This is a genomic window from Candidatus Schmidhempelia bombi str. Bimp, assembly GCF_000471645.3.
Classification (GTDB): domain Bacteria; phylum Pseudomonadota; class Gammaproteobacteria; order Enterobacterales; family Orbaceae; genus Utexia; species Utexia bombi.
On record NZ_AWGA01000025.1, the window covers coordinates 1 to 15,296 of the forward strand.

Here is a 15,296-nt window from a genome sequence, read left to right on the forward strand (position 1 = left end):
CAGGTTTTGCCTGCTTAAGTCAATTAACCGAAACTGGCGTATATTCTCGTTTAAACCAGTTAACCTCTTTGTTAACAGAAGGGCTAGCTAATGCAGCAAAAAAATATAACGTGCCATTAGTGGTTAATCGAGCAGGTGCTATGTTTGGTTTATTTTTTACTGATCGTGCTGAAGTGACCACTTATGAAGATGTAATGAGCAGTGATGTTGAATTATTTAAAAAATTCTTTCACTATATGCTAAATAACGGTGTATACTTCGCACCCTCTGCTTTTGAGGCGGGGTTTATATCTCTGGCTCATAGCGAACAAGACATAGAGAAAACGGTTGCTGCAGCCGAACGTTTTTTTGCAATGCAATAAATAACATAGATTTTTGATAGTATATTAAAGTTAATAAATATAGGGTTCCATATGATTAAACCACTCGCAGAAGGTGAAATTGCTCCTCAATTTTCACTTCCTGATCAGGACGGCGAACTTATCAACTTAAATGAGTTCGAAGGACAACGCGTTCTTATTTATTTTTATCCAAAAGCGATGACACCTGGTTGCACCGTTCAAGCTTGTCATCTTCGTGATAATTTAGATGAATTTAAAAAGTATAATGTGGCCATCATTGGTATCAGTACGGATAAACCAGAAAAATTACTTCGTTTTGCTGAAAAAGAGTTATTAAATTTTGAATTATTATCCGATGAACAGCATGAAGTTGCGCAACAATTTGGTGTATGGGGCCAAAAAGAATTTATGGGAAAAACTTACGATGGTATTCACCGGATCAGTTTTCTAATCGGCAGCGATGGTAAGGTTGAAAAGATATTTAATAACTTTAAAACGAGTAATCATCATGAGATGGTCTTGTCTTACTTAAGAGAAAACGATAGCAAATAAATAGCATTTTATTGATAAAGGGAAGCTTATAAAACTTCCTTTTATCACTCATTAAATTGGTTGGTTTTTTCGTCTATTGGCCACGATATAATAATCGCTTTAATCAATGTTGCTAATGGGATAGAGAAAAATACGCCCCAGAATCCCCACAAACCACCAAAAATAATAATAGCGACTATAATCACTAACGGATGTAAGTTTAGTGCTTCTGAAAATAAAATAGGCACAACAATATTGCCATTGATTAAGCCTATAATTAAATAGGTCGCCATAAAGTAACCAAATTGAGTACTTATTCCCCATTGGAACAACGCCACTAATACTACTGGTAAAGACGCTATAACCATCCCCACATATGGAATAATGATTGACACGCCAACGGCTACAGCAAGTAATAAACCATAATCGAGTTCAAAAAAATAAAATGGTACATATATCATGGTAGTAAGAATAATAATTTGGGAAAATGTTCCTTCTATATAATTACTAATCTGTTGATTCATCGTATTGGCTACTGATAGCATTAAATTACGATCTTTAGGTAAATATCGCCAACATGCATCCATAATTATTTGTTTATCTTTAAGTAAAAAGAAGATAATAATGGGAATAATTACAGCGTTAATCAAAATGGAAATAAAGCTAAATAAAGATGAAATAGAGAATTGAACGATTGAATTCCCCGCCTCTATAGCTCGGTTTTTTATATTATTAATGGCGGTATCAAATAGACTAATATTCATTAGTTCGGGATATTTTTCTGGTAAATTTGATAGATAATAGTTAAACGAGCTCAACATCGTTGGAATATTGGTGACAAAATCGGTAATTTGCTGCCAGATCAGTGGCAATAATATAGCGACGATTAATAACATCAACGATAAAAAAATAAATAATATCATCGTTACTGCAATGGTACGAGCAAAACCTAATGAGGTCAGCCAAGAGACGGGTTTTTCCAATAAATAAGATAAAACAATAGCAATTAGTAATGGCGCTAAGATAGTATGGAAAAAATAAATAATTATGAATAACAGAATCAAAACCACCGTTAAGGCAATCGCATTAGGATCACTAAAACGGCGCTGATACCAGTCCATAAATAATTTAAACATTGCTTACCTATTTTGAAATATGAGTTTAACCGCTTAATTTTTATGTTACACCATCTTGGTAAAAGATGATATTAATCCCCTATGTAAATGTTTGATGAAATCTTACGCTAAGTTAGTTTGAATTATTATCTTTATAAATAAATTTTTCTAGTTAATTAAAACTATATACATGTATATTGAATAACCATATTACTGTTTTATTCTTTAGTCGCTTTTAGTAAGAAATGGCATTAATAATTGTTTATTATTACTTGCTAATACCTGCTTCATTCACGATTAAAACCGCAAATAAAAATCCTGTAATAAATGTTTAAATTGTGATGTATAACTATTATCAATATTGCGCATACAAAGTTCAGATTCATTTAATTGACAAGGCTGCAATACTAAACTTATCAATGCTAACGTATAGGTATGTTGCTGATTATATTTTACATGTAATAGGCGTTCAACAAACCAACCGTGTTGTTTAGCCTGAGTAATAAATGCAGAAAGAATTTGCCAAGGTAGGACTAAACAACACCGTCCTTTATCAGTTAACATCTGTTTAGCACTCGTTAATAGTTGTACATGATCTAATGTAGAGGTATAACGTGCTTGCTGGCGATCCATATTGCGACAATCAACCGCAGTAGTAAAATAAGGGGGATTACTAACAATCAAATCATAATCATTGCGATGTCGTATTGCATAAAGATTAACATCATCATGAATAATAGACATTGGCTTAAACGGTGAAGCATTATTATTTTGCTGACATTGTTCAATGGCATTTTGATTAATATCGATGGCGTCAATTTGACTATCCGTATGCTTAAGACGTTGAGCTAACATCAGTGCAATAACGCCACACCCCGTACCAATATCTAACACCCGAACGGGGGTAGGCGTAATTGAAGCCCAAGCACCTAAAAGTACGCTATCAGTTGTAATTTTCATCGGACTTTTATCATGTGCGACAAAAAATTGTTTAAAAGTGAAACCATTGTTCTTTAAAGATGTAGTCATTATTTAACAGGATCTATCAATAAAAGAGCATATTATACTGATTTATTTTATAAAATTGGATAAATTAAATGGGTATTGTCTTGTTTAGATAACCAAACAACAGATTGCCCATTGCTGTGTCATTTTGGGATATTGTAACGATGATTAAGTGTTGAACATCTCGCTAAATAATCGTTCTCGTTGTTCTTTTTGCTATGTTGTTTAATATGATATGTCGTTTTTTAATAATAGCATCGTCTAAAAAAACACTAACTTTGCCTCTTTAGGTATTCTCGAGAATAACTGCGTACATTTAATAAAAGATACTAAATTAAGATCTGATTACATATCGCTACACAATTATCGCTATTTCTCCGCCTAAATATATCTCGAAATAATTCACGATTTATTTTTTAGTCATGGAAGTTTATAAAGATTTGAAAAATTCCTTTATAAGGTTAAGGGATCTTATCCTCCCCATTACTAAATAAAGATACAAAACAAGTATGGTAACAAGTGAGCCTGAAAAAATAATTAATGCTGAAGATATAAGTGATAATTGCTCTTTAGTTATAGGTATTGTGGATTATCAATAACAGTTATCTTTTTTAAATAAATAGGATCGGGTTAAATGCTAGGTTACTAGAGATATTGTCTTAAGGATATTAGCCATAGCTCAACATGGGCTAATATTAATTACATCAAAATATGTAATTTAACATCGATGATGGAAAGATGTATAGGTAACTAAATAAAACAATGAAGTGCTCCATACAGGTATCAATAAATAATATTATTTTTAAATTTATTTATCATTATATTGAGCTATTTTTCATAATAAAAATGCGAGTAACGAAATTAATCACTTACTTACTATATAGCTCAATAGTAAATTAAACGCATAGTCATTTAATTACCTATCATTTTTTCGTTAAAAACTGGATGCGCTATTTGCTTAACTTGACTAAATATTTATATTACCAGAAAATGATAAACTATAGGCTAATTGCTGAACAGCATAAAATAGATACAATTAATAAATTTAGGTTTAATAAAGTATTTTATTTAGCAAAAACCTTACTATAGAATGATTCATTCTCATTTAATAAATATAATCAATAGGAATAATGTATTTTGGTCAAGCAAACATATAGTACGAGTCAAATAGTATTTATCGGTATTACACTATTTTCACTCTTTTTTGGTGCAGGGAATCTTATTTTTCCTGTCATGTTAGGACAGCTTTCTGGTACTCATGTTTGGACAGCTATTTCTGGTTTTATTATCACTGGTGTCTTATTACCTTTGCTCGGTGTGATGGCGTTGGGGTATTCGGGCGAAAAAGATTTCCTTAAACTCTGCCAACGTCTAGGTACTGTTTTTGGTTTAATTTTTGCAACTACGCTCTATTTGGCTATTGGCCCCTTATTTGCCATGCCTAGAACAGGTAGTGTTTCGTTTGAAATGTCAATCAAACCATTTATAGCTTCACAACATGAATCAATCTCTTTAGCTATTTTTACATTGCTCTATTTTAGTGTGAGTTGTTTATTATCTATTAATCCAACCAAAATAGTAGCGATTGTTGGAAAATTTTTAACACCAATTATGCTACTATTTATTGCTATTCTAATTATTTACTCCGTCTTCCAACCGATGGGAGAAATGCAGCAAGCATTGACTAAAGAGTATATTAATCAGCCTTTTTTCAGTGGTTTTACTGAAGGTTATCTTACTATGGATACCTTAGCTTCATTAATTTTCGGTATTATTATTGTTGATAATATTAATCGTATTGGTATTACAAATCGAACTCATGCTGTAAAAACGTGTTTAAAAGCTAGTATTATAGCAGGCTGTTTATTAGGTTTACTTTATATCTGTTTGGCTTATCTAGGCGCAAGTTCAGTACAGACAACAGGCGTGCTAAAAAATGGGGGAGAAGTTTTAGTTAAAGCGGCAATTCACTATTTTGGTTCATTAGGTACGATTATTTTAGGCGTAATTGTTGTATTAGCTTGTATTACTACTACAATTGGATTGACGATTGCATGCGCTAATTATTGTCATAAATTAATTCCTGTTATTTCCTATAAATGGTATGTGATCTTATTTTCAATTGCTAGTATGCTTTTTGCAAATGTGGGATTGAACCAACTAATTTCAATTTCAGTACCTATTTTATATATTATCTATCCATTAACCATTGTGTTGATTGTTTTACTCTTCACTCATAACTTATTTAAAGGCAAAAAAGCGGTATATGTGGGTGCTATGTACTCAACATTAATTGTTAGTCTCTTCGATGGACTTAATGCGGCTAAGTTATCAATTGATGTCGTTAATCAACTCTTTAAACAATATTTGCCTTTCTATTCTGCGAGTTTAGGCTGGACTTTTATGGCGATAATTGGTGCTATTATTGGATATCTATTTGATATTATTTATAATAAAAAATAGCCATTATTAAAAGAATCAGTTAATATGCTGATTCTTTATTGCTTTTCAAATCAATTTCCATTTCTTGATCTTGTCGCATAAGAGCAGCTAAGAATCAGTTTTTTTAAGGATTATTAATTGTATGTCTACCGTAAATGAAAAACTTTCATTAATCAAACAAAGTATTACTACTATTCCAGATTATCCAAAACCAGGGATTATGTTTCGTGATGTAACTAGTCTATTACAAAATCCACTTGCATTTCATGCAACGATTGATTTATTTGTTGAACACTATCGCAATAAAAAAATTGATAAAGTGATTGGTACCGAAGCGAGAGGATTTATCTTTGCTGCACCTATTGCATTAGCATTAAATATTCCATTTATTCCAGTGAGAAAACCTAATAAGTTACCTCGAGAAGTTTATCGAGAAGAATATCAGCTAGAATATGGTTCTGATACGTTGGAAATGCATACTGATGCAATCAGCCAAGGCGATAACGTTTTAATTATTGATGATTTGTTAGCGACGGGTGGTACCGTTGCCGCTACAGCAAAACTAGTTGAAAGAGCTGGTGGCATAGCTAAACATGCTGCTTTTGTCATCAATCTTCCTGAATTAGGTGGTAAAACGAAATTAGAAGAGTTGGCAATTGAGTGTTTTGATCTGGTTGAGTTCACTGGGCATTAATATGAATTGAGTAATCATAACTCAAGTATTGATACAAAATTGAACACTTTCACATGATAAAAAAATAAAAATATTTTATCTAATTTGTCTGTTTTTACAAAAGCTTTGTACTTTAGTACAGCTAGATTTATTTTGTTATTAGATTCATAATAGTCGTGAGCATGGATGTTCAATTGTTCAAACAGATAATCAGAATCAAAAGATACTCTTCGGAGTATCTTTTTTTGTCTTTATATTAACGAGATAGTGAATTACATAACGATATTCGTATTTAGACGCCCCTCTTTTTGTGATAAAGTGATTTTTTTAAAAAAATCATATTATTTTATAGGTTATCTATGCAGTTACATTATCAAATTGAAGGTGAGGGCGAGCCAATAATACTTTTACATGGATTATTCGGTAGTTTAAGTAATTTGGGTGTATTAACACGTCATTTACATAACCACTATCAAACGATTACTGTCGATTTACGCAATCATGGACTTTCGCCTTGGTCATCAGAAATGAGTTACTCACTTATGGCTGATGATATAAGTCAGCTTATTGAAAAATTAAAATTACAGCAAGTAACCGTTATTGGGCACTCTATGGGGGGGAAAATTAGTATGCAATTACTCGCCAACTTACCTGAAGCCATTAAGCAAGTTATTGTATTAGATATCGCACCCGTCAACTATCCACTTAATTTACACCAAGACGTGTTTATGGCATTAGATGAGTCAATAAAATCAGGTCTGTCGGATAGTAAAGCTATTATAGCGATAATGCAACACTATATTAGTCTACCTGTCGCCCAGTTTTTATTAAAATCCTTTAAACATGGTAGTTGGTTATTTAATTTTAAAGCGATTCGAAATAACTATACCTATTTAGCTGGTTGGCAAACAATTGAAACTTGTTACAAACCAATTTATTTCCTGAAAGGCAGTCATTCCGATTATATTAAACCATCATATCATCAAGATATATTAGAACAATTTCCACTTGCTCAAATTTTTACGATAGACGGTGCGGGGCATAATGTGCATGCAGAACAACCACAACAAGTACTCAATATTATTGATAGCATTCTTACTTCAACAACCAATTAAAATTGAGTTTGAATGTTAACTACCCACGGTTGCTAAGTTTTCGCAATAAATGATTTAATTTATTAAGTTTTTGATAAAAAGCTTAAAAAAAGGGCACGCTCCCTTTTCTATTATTTTGTGACTTGTTATTGTCAGCAAGTATAAAGGAACACATCGACGGTTTGGTTATATGTGTCACTAAGCCACAGCAAGGAAGAACGATGAAGCTATCTGACAAACACAACAATACTATCAATCATGAACAAAAAATAGTTGATGAAGATGAATTAATCTCAATGGATACGGAGGAAGAACAACTTCCCTCCAAATCTGCGGTAATCTATCAACGTATTTTACTCGAAGGTGATCATGAATTAAATCGACCAAGTGGCGCATTAATTTTATCAGCGGTTGCAGCTGGTCTTACGGTAAGCAGTTCAATGATCAGTAAGGCCTTCTTGCAAGTCGCTTTACCTGGATTTGCTTATAGTCATTTGATAACTAGCTTTGGTTACACGGTTGGTTTTGTATTAGTTATTTTAGCTAAACAACAATTATTTACTGAAAATACGGTGACGGCGGTCATTCCATTAATGAGTCGTCGTTCTTGGCATAATCTATTTCGGCTGATGCGTTTGTGGGGATTAGTATTGCTTGGTAATTTATTAGGTACTTTTAGTATGGCCTTAGCCCTCTTTTATTTGCCTGCTTTTTCAAACGAAGTCGATATGGCCTTTGTGTCATTAGGACAACAGGTTATGCAAAACTCAGCTTCTGAAATGTTTAATAAAGGTATTTTTTCTGGATGGCTTATTGCCACAATGGTTTGGATATTGGCCAATATTAAAAATAATCAATTAATTATCATTATATTAATTACTTATTTCATAAGCCTAGCTGATTTTACCCATATTGTGGTTGGCTCCACTGAAATATTTTATCTTTATATCGCGGGCAAAATCTCTTTTATGCAAATTATATATCCCTTTGCAATACCCGTGTTACTTGGCAATATTGTTGGTGGCACATTAATTTTTACTATTTTGTCACATATTCAAGTACGCAGCGATATGACAAATTTTATTAAATAGAGCTAATAGAAAAATTATTTATGAGTAATAACGTTGATTTCTATTTTTACAATATCTAAGGTATCTATTACAATAAGGGGAGATAATTTGAAACGATACTGAGCATGATAGTAACCCTAACTTCCCCTTTTCAATATCAAGAAGAAATTAAAAAAAGTCGATTTATTGTTAATGCCTTACCCATCAGCAGTGAAGAACAAGCTAGGCATCAACTTCAGTTTTATTGTGATAAAACCGCAAATCACAACTGCTGGGCTTGGAAAATAGGCGATCAATATCGTTATAGTGATGATGGAGAACCTGCAGGTACCGCAGGTAGACCGATATTATCCGCTATAGAAAATAATAACAGTGACCATCTGCTTGTGATTATTACCCGTTTTTTTGGTGGAATTAAGCTTGGTGCTTCTGGATTAGTCCGTGCCTATGGTGGTAGTGCCGCCCGTTGTTTGCAACAAGCGCCATTAACCCCCATGATTATTCGTAAAGCCTATTTATTTCGTTGTTATTATAATGAATGGTCGATATTTGAACACCTTTTATCAGAATCAGATAGCATCATCGATAATATAGATTTTCATGCTGACGGTATAACGGCCTCTATACAGTTACCGCTTGAACATATAGCAAGGTTACAAACGTGTTTAAGTGATTTAACCAAAGGCCGCGAATCCCTTATACCCTTATGCTAATGCTTATTTTTGATGTTAATTTTAATTAACAATAAGCATTTAAGTTATCTAATAACAATACACCTTATTTCCCAAATACTAATAAGCAAATCTATATATTGATTATTTATAAATATAGTGGCTAATAATCTAATAGAAAGAACGAATCATCTTTTTTGCTATAAATTCATTATCAGTCTTTTATATTATCTGGCTAAATTTGATCGATTAACCATTTATTAAAAAGCGGTTTTCGGGAAGCAATGGCATCGGCCCATCGAGTTGGTTCTGGCAAACGGTAACCACGTAAAAGACGTTGTATCCAAGTTAATGCAGTCGTATCAGAAATACGATGACCAAGTGAAATATATAACGGTTTACAACGTGCTTTACTTTGTAGAACAAAGCCTATTCGTTCATGGTCATCCATTAATGGTGTACTGCTACCTACTTCTGATGATAGTATCTGATGTGTTCCACATAAACGCCGCTTAGCAACGCCTATCGTTGGTATATCAAGCAGTAAACCCAAATGGCTAGCAATGCCTAATCGTCTTGGATGTGCAATACCTTGTCCATCAACGATGACTAAATCGGGTTTACAACGAAGCTTTTTCCAAGCAGCAACTAAAGCGGGATATTCTCGAAAGGACAGGTATCCTGGAATATAAGGAAATTCAGTTGGTAAACGAGCTACCTGATATTCCAATAATGTCAAATCGGGATAATTTAGCACGGCTATTGCCGCTCGCGTTATTGCACCACCATCTTCAAAGCCAACATCAGTACCTGCAATCAATGTTGGTGTCACAAAATCAAGAACATCATAACGGATAACTCGCTCAGCATAATCTAATTGTATGGCTTTTAACTTTTGTATATCAATTTTCATCCTGGTTAACTTTATAAAAATAGAATAATAAGTGATTAAGTCTGTTTGTTGTCTTAAATATAACCTTATTTAGTATGAATGAACAGCTAAAAAAGTTTTGCTTGTCCTTCTAGGTAAGCTGATTTTTATTATTTTAATAAATAGAATATGACTAGAAAGTGAATTATATAGATCAAATTATTGTTTAAAATCGTTGGCTATACGCTAATTAATCCTTAATCATAGGGAGCAATAGATAAGATATGAATATAATCCAATCATAAGATTAAAACATGACGAAAATAAGATAATCAGTTAGAATGTCCGTTTTATTTTCATCAAGATAGGAATAAATGATGACAGATACAATTCCAAATTGCCCTGTTTGCGCTTCTGAACATACATATCATGATGGCGCATTTTATGTTTGCCCTGAATGTGCTCATGAGTGGGACCCGAATAGTGAGATTAATCAAGACAGTGACAAATTAATCGTCAAAGACAGCAATGGTAATTTACTTGCTGATGGAGACGATATTATTTTAATCAAAGATTTAAAATTAAAAGGATCGTCTACCGTGTTAAAGAAAGGTGCTAAAGCCAAAAGTATCCGCCTTGTGGATGGTGATCATGAGATTGATTGCAAAGTAGATGGTATGAAAATAATGCTAAAAGCTTGTTTTGTTAAAAAAGCTTAATTTGTTTACTACTTTTGAGGGTTGTGTTTCGATTATAATTAAATATAGTCGGAATTCAACTTTTTATTATCCGGTACTATTTTTAATCGATTTTAATAAATTCAATTTTATTGTCTAACAGACTTCCTTTTTTTATCTAATTAATCCTATAATAAATTTCGTTCAACTAATGTTTACCTATTATGCTAACTTATAGAAACGCAGAACTTAGTGATTTACCTTTTATTGTTGACGTCTATAATTCAACGATTGCTAGTCGTATGGTAACGGCTGATCTTTATCCTATTCAAATTGAAGATCGTCTAAAATGGTTTCATCAACACAATCCAACGACGAGACCATTGTGGATCATTTATCAAGCCGATCTCGCTTGTGGTTGGGTTAGCTTATCCTCTTTTTATGGACGCGCTGCTTTTAACAAAACGGCAGAAATCAGTATCTATTTACATCCTGATTTTAGAGGACAACAGTTAGGAGAGCAGATTATTACTCATGTTGAAAAACAATGTCCTTTATTTGGTATTGAAACCATTCTAAGTTTTATTTTTCATCATAACTATCCCAGCGTTAAATTATTTTCTCGTCTAGGTTATCAACAATGGGGACTCTTCCCTGAAGTGGCTGAACTTGATAATACTAAACGTGATTTGGTTATTTTTGGTAAAAAATTGCTGAATAATAGAGCAAAATAAATGGTTTTGCTTCAAAAATGAGAACTAACGTAATTAAATCCTTGAAAAATAACATAGGTAAGTTTAACATCCTCCACAGTAATATTTAAATTATGTAATAATAAACCAATCATTATGTTAGGAGACGTTAATGTTCGGCTTTTTTAAGAAGAAGAAAAAAGAATTATCACTTTATGCAGTATGTGATGGTTGTGTTAAAAACATTGATAAAGTTAATGATCCTGTTTTTGCTGACAAAATTATGGGGGATGGTTATGCTATTGCACCCCAAAAAGGTAAAATTTCTGTGTCATCACCAGTGAAAGGACGAGTAATGAGTGTTTTTCCAACTAAACATGCTATTACTTTTTTAACTGACGAAGGGGTAGAGTCATTAATCCACATGGGCATAGATACTGTTGCCTTAAATGGTGAAGGTTTTTCGGTATTTGTAAAAGAAGGTGATACTGTTGATGCCAATACGATTATCGCTGAAATGGATGTCGATTATATTACTAGCCAAGGAAAAGATACTGATATCATTATTGTCTTTACTAATTTAGAAAATGCTCAACATGTTGAATTAACTGCTACGAGCGACGTTAAGCGTAGTCAAGCTATTGGTTTGATACCTCTTAATTAAATATCCTATTAATTGGAATAGTAAAAAAGTAAAATCACGTATTAACGTGATTTTACAATTTATAGCATCATTACCTCTATACTATTTTTATTCATCATTTTATAGAAGGAAATACCAATAATAAAAACATAAAAAATGTTGTTAATGTAAGCTGAAAATTTACAATTAAAATTAGATAATTTACATCATTAACTAGAGAAATAAATAGCTCTAGTGCACAAATGAAGTCATATCAATTTGCTAAATCATTTACCATCTAAATGATAACTAATCGCTGATCATTAACTATATTCAATTATATAAACCATTTTTATCATAAGTAGATCTCATTTTATACTATAAAAATCACCTATCCTATTATAGGTTTATAGGTAACATGATTTAAATACAATTATTGATAATGATTGTTATTCTTATATTTTTAAAGTCTGTTATCTCAATGACATTATAGAATACGGCAGGTATATTTGATAACAATAAACTATTATTAACGACTTTTAGCGTTGTATCCTAAATTTTGGAAAAAGGATAAGTGCATTTATTTATAATAAGGAAATAAAAAATTATTATGCAATCACAACCTACTAATATTATTGTTTTAGAGTTTAAAAATCGATTACAAGAAATAATGCACGGATTAAATGTTTCTGCATTTGCTAAAAAATGTGGTATGTCGGAAACGGTTATTAGAGATTATTTATCAGGTAGAACGTTTCCTTCACTTAATCGGTTAGCTACGATTGCCGAAAAATGCGATGTATCTTTCTGCTGGCTAGCGACAGGGCATAATCTCCAAGATATTCCCATCAAAAATCTAGAAAAAAATCATGATCAAGATATAGTTCGCATTCCTCTTTACCAAAAATCACCCATAAATAGCCAAATTAACACACAACGGAAAAAAAATGGTGATGCATTGCTAACAATGCAACGTACGATTTTAAACACATGGATTGAACAACGAGGTTTAGAACTAAGCCATCTAATTTCTTATCGAGCTAAAGGAAAATTAATGCATCCTGATATTCAAAATAATGATGGACTAATCATTAATACCGATTATGATGAAATCATTGATGGTGAGATTTATTTACTTGAATATGAAGAAACGACTTTAATTCGAAAACTTCAGAAGATAACCGAAGGATGGTTACTATTAAGTAATGATGATAAACATGCCACGATAAAAGTTGATAATACTAATATTCAAAAATTCAAAATAATAGGTAAAGTCGTTCTAATTACTCGTAATGTTTATTGATATAACAATATTTTTTAATCATGAATTAATCCAAGGTTTAATTCATGATTAAACGTTTTTCCAATTTCTTTCAGTTATCGATTAAAAGTCAATAATTCCTTTTATAAATTGCAATACCGTAGTCAATGATTATAAATAATCCTGTTTAATAAAAATATTTTAATAATGATCTTAAATAAATTAAAAACTAAAAATTAATTTACAAAAAGAGAGAGATGTTACAGAAAAAAATAGAAAAAGATTAAAATAACGACAAATAAGCGTAAAAAAACAATTTTTTTGGAAAAAAATTGTCAAGATACTAAAAGCAAACTATAATAATCTATAGTTAAAGCTTATTTATGTTTTAAATTCTTTTCTAAAATACTAATAACATTGAGAAGTTGTTATGAAACGACATTACTATATTGGCAAAATTTTTATTGCTGTAATTATTATTGCCTTGACTTTAAAATCGGGGTCATTTTTTCATGAATCTAATGCATATAAATTATTTTGGCCAAAGATATCTAAGTCTTATTTGAAATATTAAAATTACTTCTATCCCTTATAAAATAGGACTGGAACCTATTAATTAGTCCGATACTTATCGGACTATTTTTTTACAATAAATAATTAGTTAGCTAAAGATTAACCAATTGAATGAATAAATTAAAAATAATTATTGACTATAAATTCTATAAGCGTAAAATACGCACCATATTAAGTCAACGACGAAATGCACTAATGAAATTTCATCTTGACGAGATGCCCGGGTGGTGAAATCGGTAGACACAAGGGATTTAAAATCCCTCGACCTTTTTGGTCGTGCGAGTTCAAGTCTCGCCCCGGGCACCATCAAATAGACTCTTCTTATTACGCGGGAATAGCTCAGTTGGTAGAGCACGACCTTGCCAAGGTCGGGGTCGCGAGTTCGAACCTCGTTTCCCGCTCCAAATATTCATATACAGATATCCAGTAACATTTATAACTTACAGATAATCAAAGTACGTATTTTATCATTTTTTAGCAAAACGATTGAATTGTAACTAAATATCCATCACTTTCCAATTAAAATACGTTGATAGTAATTACCTCACTGAGTTTAATTCTACTGCGTTTTTTGCATAGATCGACCTCTTGATGCTTTCTATTTTGTTAATTTTACTTTTTTGTTTCATTTGTTATTAAGGCTTAAATTGGTGACAAAAATGTTTTATACATAGTCATTGCTATATTTTTCTAATAGCACAAACAATACAGGCAAATTCGACCTATCCACAACAAGCTATCATAGATTGACATTAAAAAAGCATTTAAAAAACAATCGATCATCCGAGCTTAAAAATGGATCAAGTGTAAAAACATTTCAGAGAAACGGGACATAAGACGGTAAAAAATCACACTGTTATTTGCTTAACACGCTTTACAGATTTATTATTCCAACACCTTATATAATAACTACTATTAAAAGTGATTTGGCTAAGACATTAGGTTAATGTTTAGCTATCTTCATTAAAAAATGAATATTACCATAAAAATATTTTATTTATTCTTTAATAGAATCAATTATTAAACATCATTTTAATAGATGAATAATCCTAAGATGTGCTTTAGTACAGTTTTTCAGATTATCAAATAAACATATAATATAACGCGCCATTTTTATTAAAAATACAATTGAGCCATTAAGTTTAATCTACCATTTAGATAAGTTAATAAGATAAAAAAACGCAAGGAAAAATGATTTTCCTTATACGATATAAATTAAATTGACATATAAAGAATTCGACATCTTATAAAAAACGATACGGTTTAATTCAAAAGGCTTTTCGGAATAAGGAAAGAAATAACCATGACCATCAAAAAAATAGACGATTTCACATTTCCAATAGGCGAACAACCACTTAGTCAAGACGCCTATTATAACGCCTTATCAGACGCAAACAGCGGCTTTTATCCCTTTGGTGCCAATGGCATATGGCATGGTGGTATTCATGTTGATGAACAGGTACTAAGTAAAATAAAATGTGACGATAAACTGCGCTGTATAGCACATGGCGAAGTAATTGCTTATCGCGTTAACGACGTTTATCCAAAGATGGTATACAACGACAATATTGAACTCGAAATCCCCTATCAAGCCCAGCAAAAAGTAGCATATTTTTCAACGGGTTTTACTTTAGTTCGGCACTGTTTAGCTATGCCTA

13 protein-coding genes, 2 tRNA genes and 2 pseudogenes are annotated in these 15,296 nt (G+C 31.8%); 14 read left to right on the top strand and 3 right to left on the bottom strand.

Annotated features, from left to right (window positions below; translation table 11 throughout):
* Positions 1–362 (top strand): annotated as a pseudogene (locus O970_RS02890) (hypothetical protein); the annotation flags it as partial.
* A 54-nt stretch (positions 363–416) separates the two neighbouring features.
* Entirely contained in the window at positions 417–893 is a 477-nt protein-coding gene (bcp, locus tag O970_RS02895; RefSeq protein ID WP_024495680.1) for a thioredoxin-dependent thiol peroxidase, read from the top strand.
* Positions 894–937: 44 nt separating this feature from the next.
* Here the strand turns inward: bcp and O970_RS02900 are convergent, their stop codons facing one another.
* The gene (locus O970_RS02900) at positions 938–2,008 is read right to left on the bottom strand and encodes an AI-2E family transporter (protein ID WP_024495681.1); all 1,071 of its coding nucleotides are present in this window, start codon (positions 2,006–2,008) and stop codon (positions 938–940) included.
* 276 nt (positions 2,009–2,284) lie between these two features.
* Positions 2,285–3,016 (bottom strand): tRNA1(Val) (adenine(37)-N6)-methyltransferase, encoded by a 732-nt coding sequence (locus tag O970_RS02905; RefSeq protein ID WP_024495682.1) that lies wholly within the window; start codon positions 3,014–3,016, stop codon positions 2,285–2,287.
* A 1,113-nt stretch (positions 3,017–4,129) separates the two neighbouring features.
* Between O970_RS02905 and brnQ the strand changes: the two genes are divergently transcribed.
* The 5 genes from brnQ (at position 4,130) to O970_RS02930 (ending at position 8,984) form a co-directional block, all read left to right on the top strand.
* Positions 4,130–5,455, top strand: a complete 1,326-nt coding sequence (gene brnQ / locus O970_RS02910; RefSeq protein WP_202976340.1) for a branched-chain amino acid transport system II carrier protein — start codon at positions 4,130–4,132, stop codon at positions 5,453–5,455.
* A 121-nt stretch (positions 5,456–5,576) separates the two neighbouring features.
* Positions 5,577–6,128 carry an adenine phosphoribosyltransferase gene (gene apt, locus O970_RS02915; protein ID WP_024495683.1) on the top strand — a complete coding sequence of 184 codons (552 nt, stop codon included), beginning with the start codon at positions 5,577–5,579 and terminating at the stop codon, positions 6,126–6,128.
* Between the two features lie 338 nt (positions 6,129–6,466).
* Positions 6,467–7,222 carry an alpha/beta fold hydrolase gene (locus tag O970_RS02920; RefSeq protein WP_024495684.1) on the top strand — a complete coding sequence of 252 codons (756 nt, stop codon included), beginning with the start codon at positions 6,467–6,469 and terminating at the stop codon, positions 7,220–7,222.
* 200 nt (positions 7,223–7,422) lie between these two features.
* On the top strand, positions 7,423–8,292 hold the full coding sequence (locus O970_RS02925; RefSeq protein WP_105291832.1) for a formate/nitrite transporter family protein: 870 nt from the start codon (positions 7,423–7,425) through the stop codon (positions 8,290–8,292).
* A gap of 104 nt (positions 8,293–8,396) precedes the next feature.
* Positions 8,397–8,984, top strand: a complete 588-nt coding sequence (locus tag O970_RS02930; protein ID WP_024495686.1) for an IMPACT family protein — start codon at positions 8,397–8,399, stop codon at positions 8,982–8,984.
* Positions 8,985–9,177: 193 nt separating this feature from the next.
* Here the strand turns inward: O970_RS02930 and nfi are convergent, their stop codons facing one another.
* Complete coding sequence (gene nfi / locus O970_RS02935; protein ID WP_024495687.1) at positions 9,178–9,849, bottom strand: deoxyribonuclease V; 672 nt, start codon at positions 9,847–9,849, stop codon at positions 9,178–9,180.
* A gap of 341 nt (positions 9,850–10,190) precedes the next feature.
* Between nfi and O970_RS02940 the strand changes: the two genes are divergently transcribed.
* From O970_RS02940 to O970_RS02970, 7 genes and pseudogenes are all read left to right on the top strand, one after another.
* Positions 10,191–10,532, top strand: a complete 342-nt coding sequence (locus O970_RS02940) for a zinc ribbon domain-containing protein YjdM (RefSeq protein WP_024495688.1) — start codon at positions 10,191–10,193, stop codon at positions 10,530–10,532.
* 182 nt (positions 10,533–10,714) lie between these two features.
* A complete protein-coding gene (locus O970_RS02945; protein WP_193553285.1) occupies positions 10,715–11,224 on the top strand; it encodes a GNAT family N-acetyltransferase in 510 nt (169 codons plus the stop codon).
* Positions 11,225–11,354: 130 nt separating this feature from the next.
* Positions 11,355–11,846 (top strand): PTS sugar transporter subunit IIA, encoded by a 492-nt coding sequence (locus O970_RS02950; RefSeq protein ID WP_024495690.1) that lies wholly within the window; start codon positions 11,355–11,357, stop codon positions 11,844–11,846.
* A gap of 568 nt (positions 11,847–12,414) precedes the next feature.
* Complete coding sequence (locus tag O970_RS02955; protein WP_024495691.1) at positions 12,415–13,107, top strand: LexA family transcriptional regulator; 693 nt, start codon at positions 12,415–12,417, stop codon at positions 13,105–13,107.
* Between the two features lie 749 nt (positions 13,108–13,856).
* Positions 13,857–13,944: transfer RNA gene (locus tag O970_RS02960), tRNA-Leu, on the top strand.
* A 22-nt stretch (positions 13,945–13,966) separates the two neighbouring features.
* Positions 13,967–14,042: transfer RNA gene (locus O970_RS02965), tRNA-Gly, on the top strand.
* Positions 14,043–14,941: 899 nt separating this feature from the next.
* Positions 14,942–15,296: pseudogene (locus O970_RS02970) on the top strand (hypothetical protein); the annotation flags it as partial.

Coding starts and splice junctions, on each gene's coding strand:
- O970_RS02900 (WP_024495681.1), bottom strand. CDS start 2,008: ATGTTTAAATTATTTATGGACTGGTATCAGCGCCGTTTTAGTGATCCT.
- O970_RS02905 (WP_024495682.1), bottom strand. CDS start 3,016: ATGACTACATCTTTAAAGAACAATGGTTTCACTTTTAAACAATTTTTT.
- apt (WP_024495683.1), top strand. CDS start 5,577: ATGTCTACCGTAAATGAAAAACTTTCATTAATCAAACAAAGTATTACT.
- O970_RS02920 (WP_024495684.1), top strand. CDS start 6,467: ATGCAGTTACATTATCAAATTGAAGGTGAGGGCGAGCCAATAATACTT.
- O970_RS02925 (WP_105291832.1), top strand. CDS start 7,423: ATGAAGCTATCTGACAAACACAACAATACTATCAATCATGAACAAAAA.
- O970_RS02930 (WP_024495686.1), top strand. CDS start 8,397: ATGATAGTAACCCTAACTTCCCCTTTTCAATATCAAGAAGAAATTAAA.
- O970_RS02940 (WP_024495688.1), top strand. CDS start 10,191: ATGACAGATACAATTCCAAATTGCCCTGTTTGCGCTTCTGAACATACA.
- O970_RS02945 (WP_193553285.1), top strand. CDS start 10,715: ATGCTAACTTATAGAAACGCAGAACTTAGTGATTTACCTTTTATTGTT.
- O970_RS02950 (WP_024495690.1), top strand. CDS start 11,355: ATGTTCGGCTTTTTTAAGAAGAAGAAAAAAGAATTATCACTTTATGCA.
- O970_RS02955 (WP_024495691.1), top strand. CDS start 12,415: ATGCAATCACAACCTACTAATATTATTGTTTTAGAGTTTAAAAATCGA.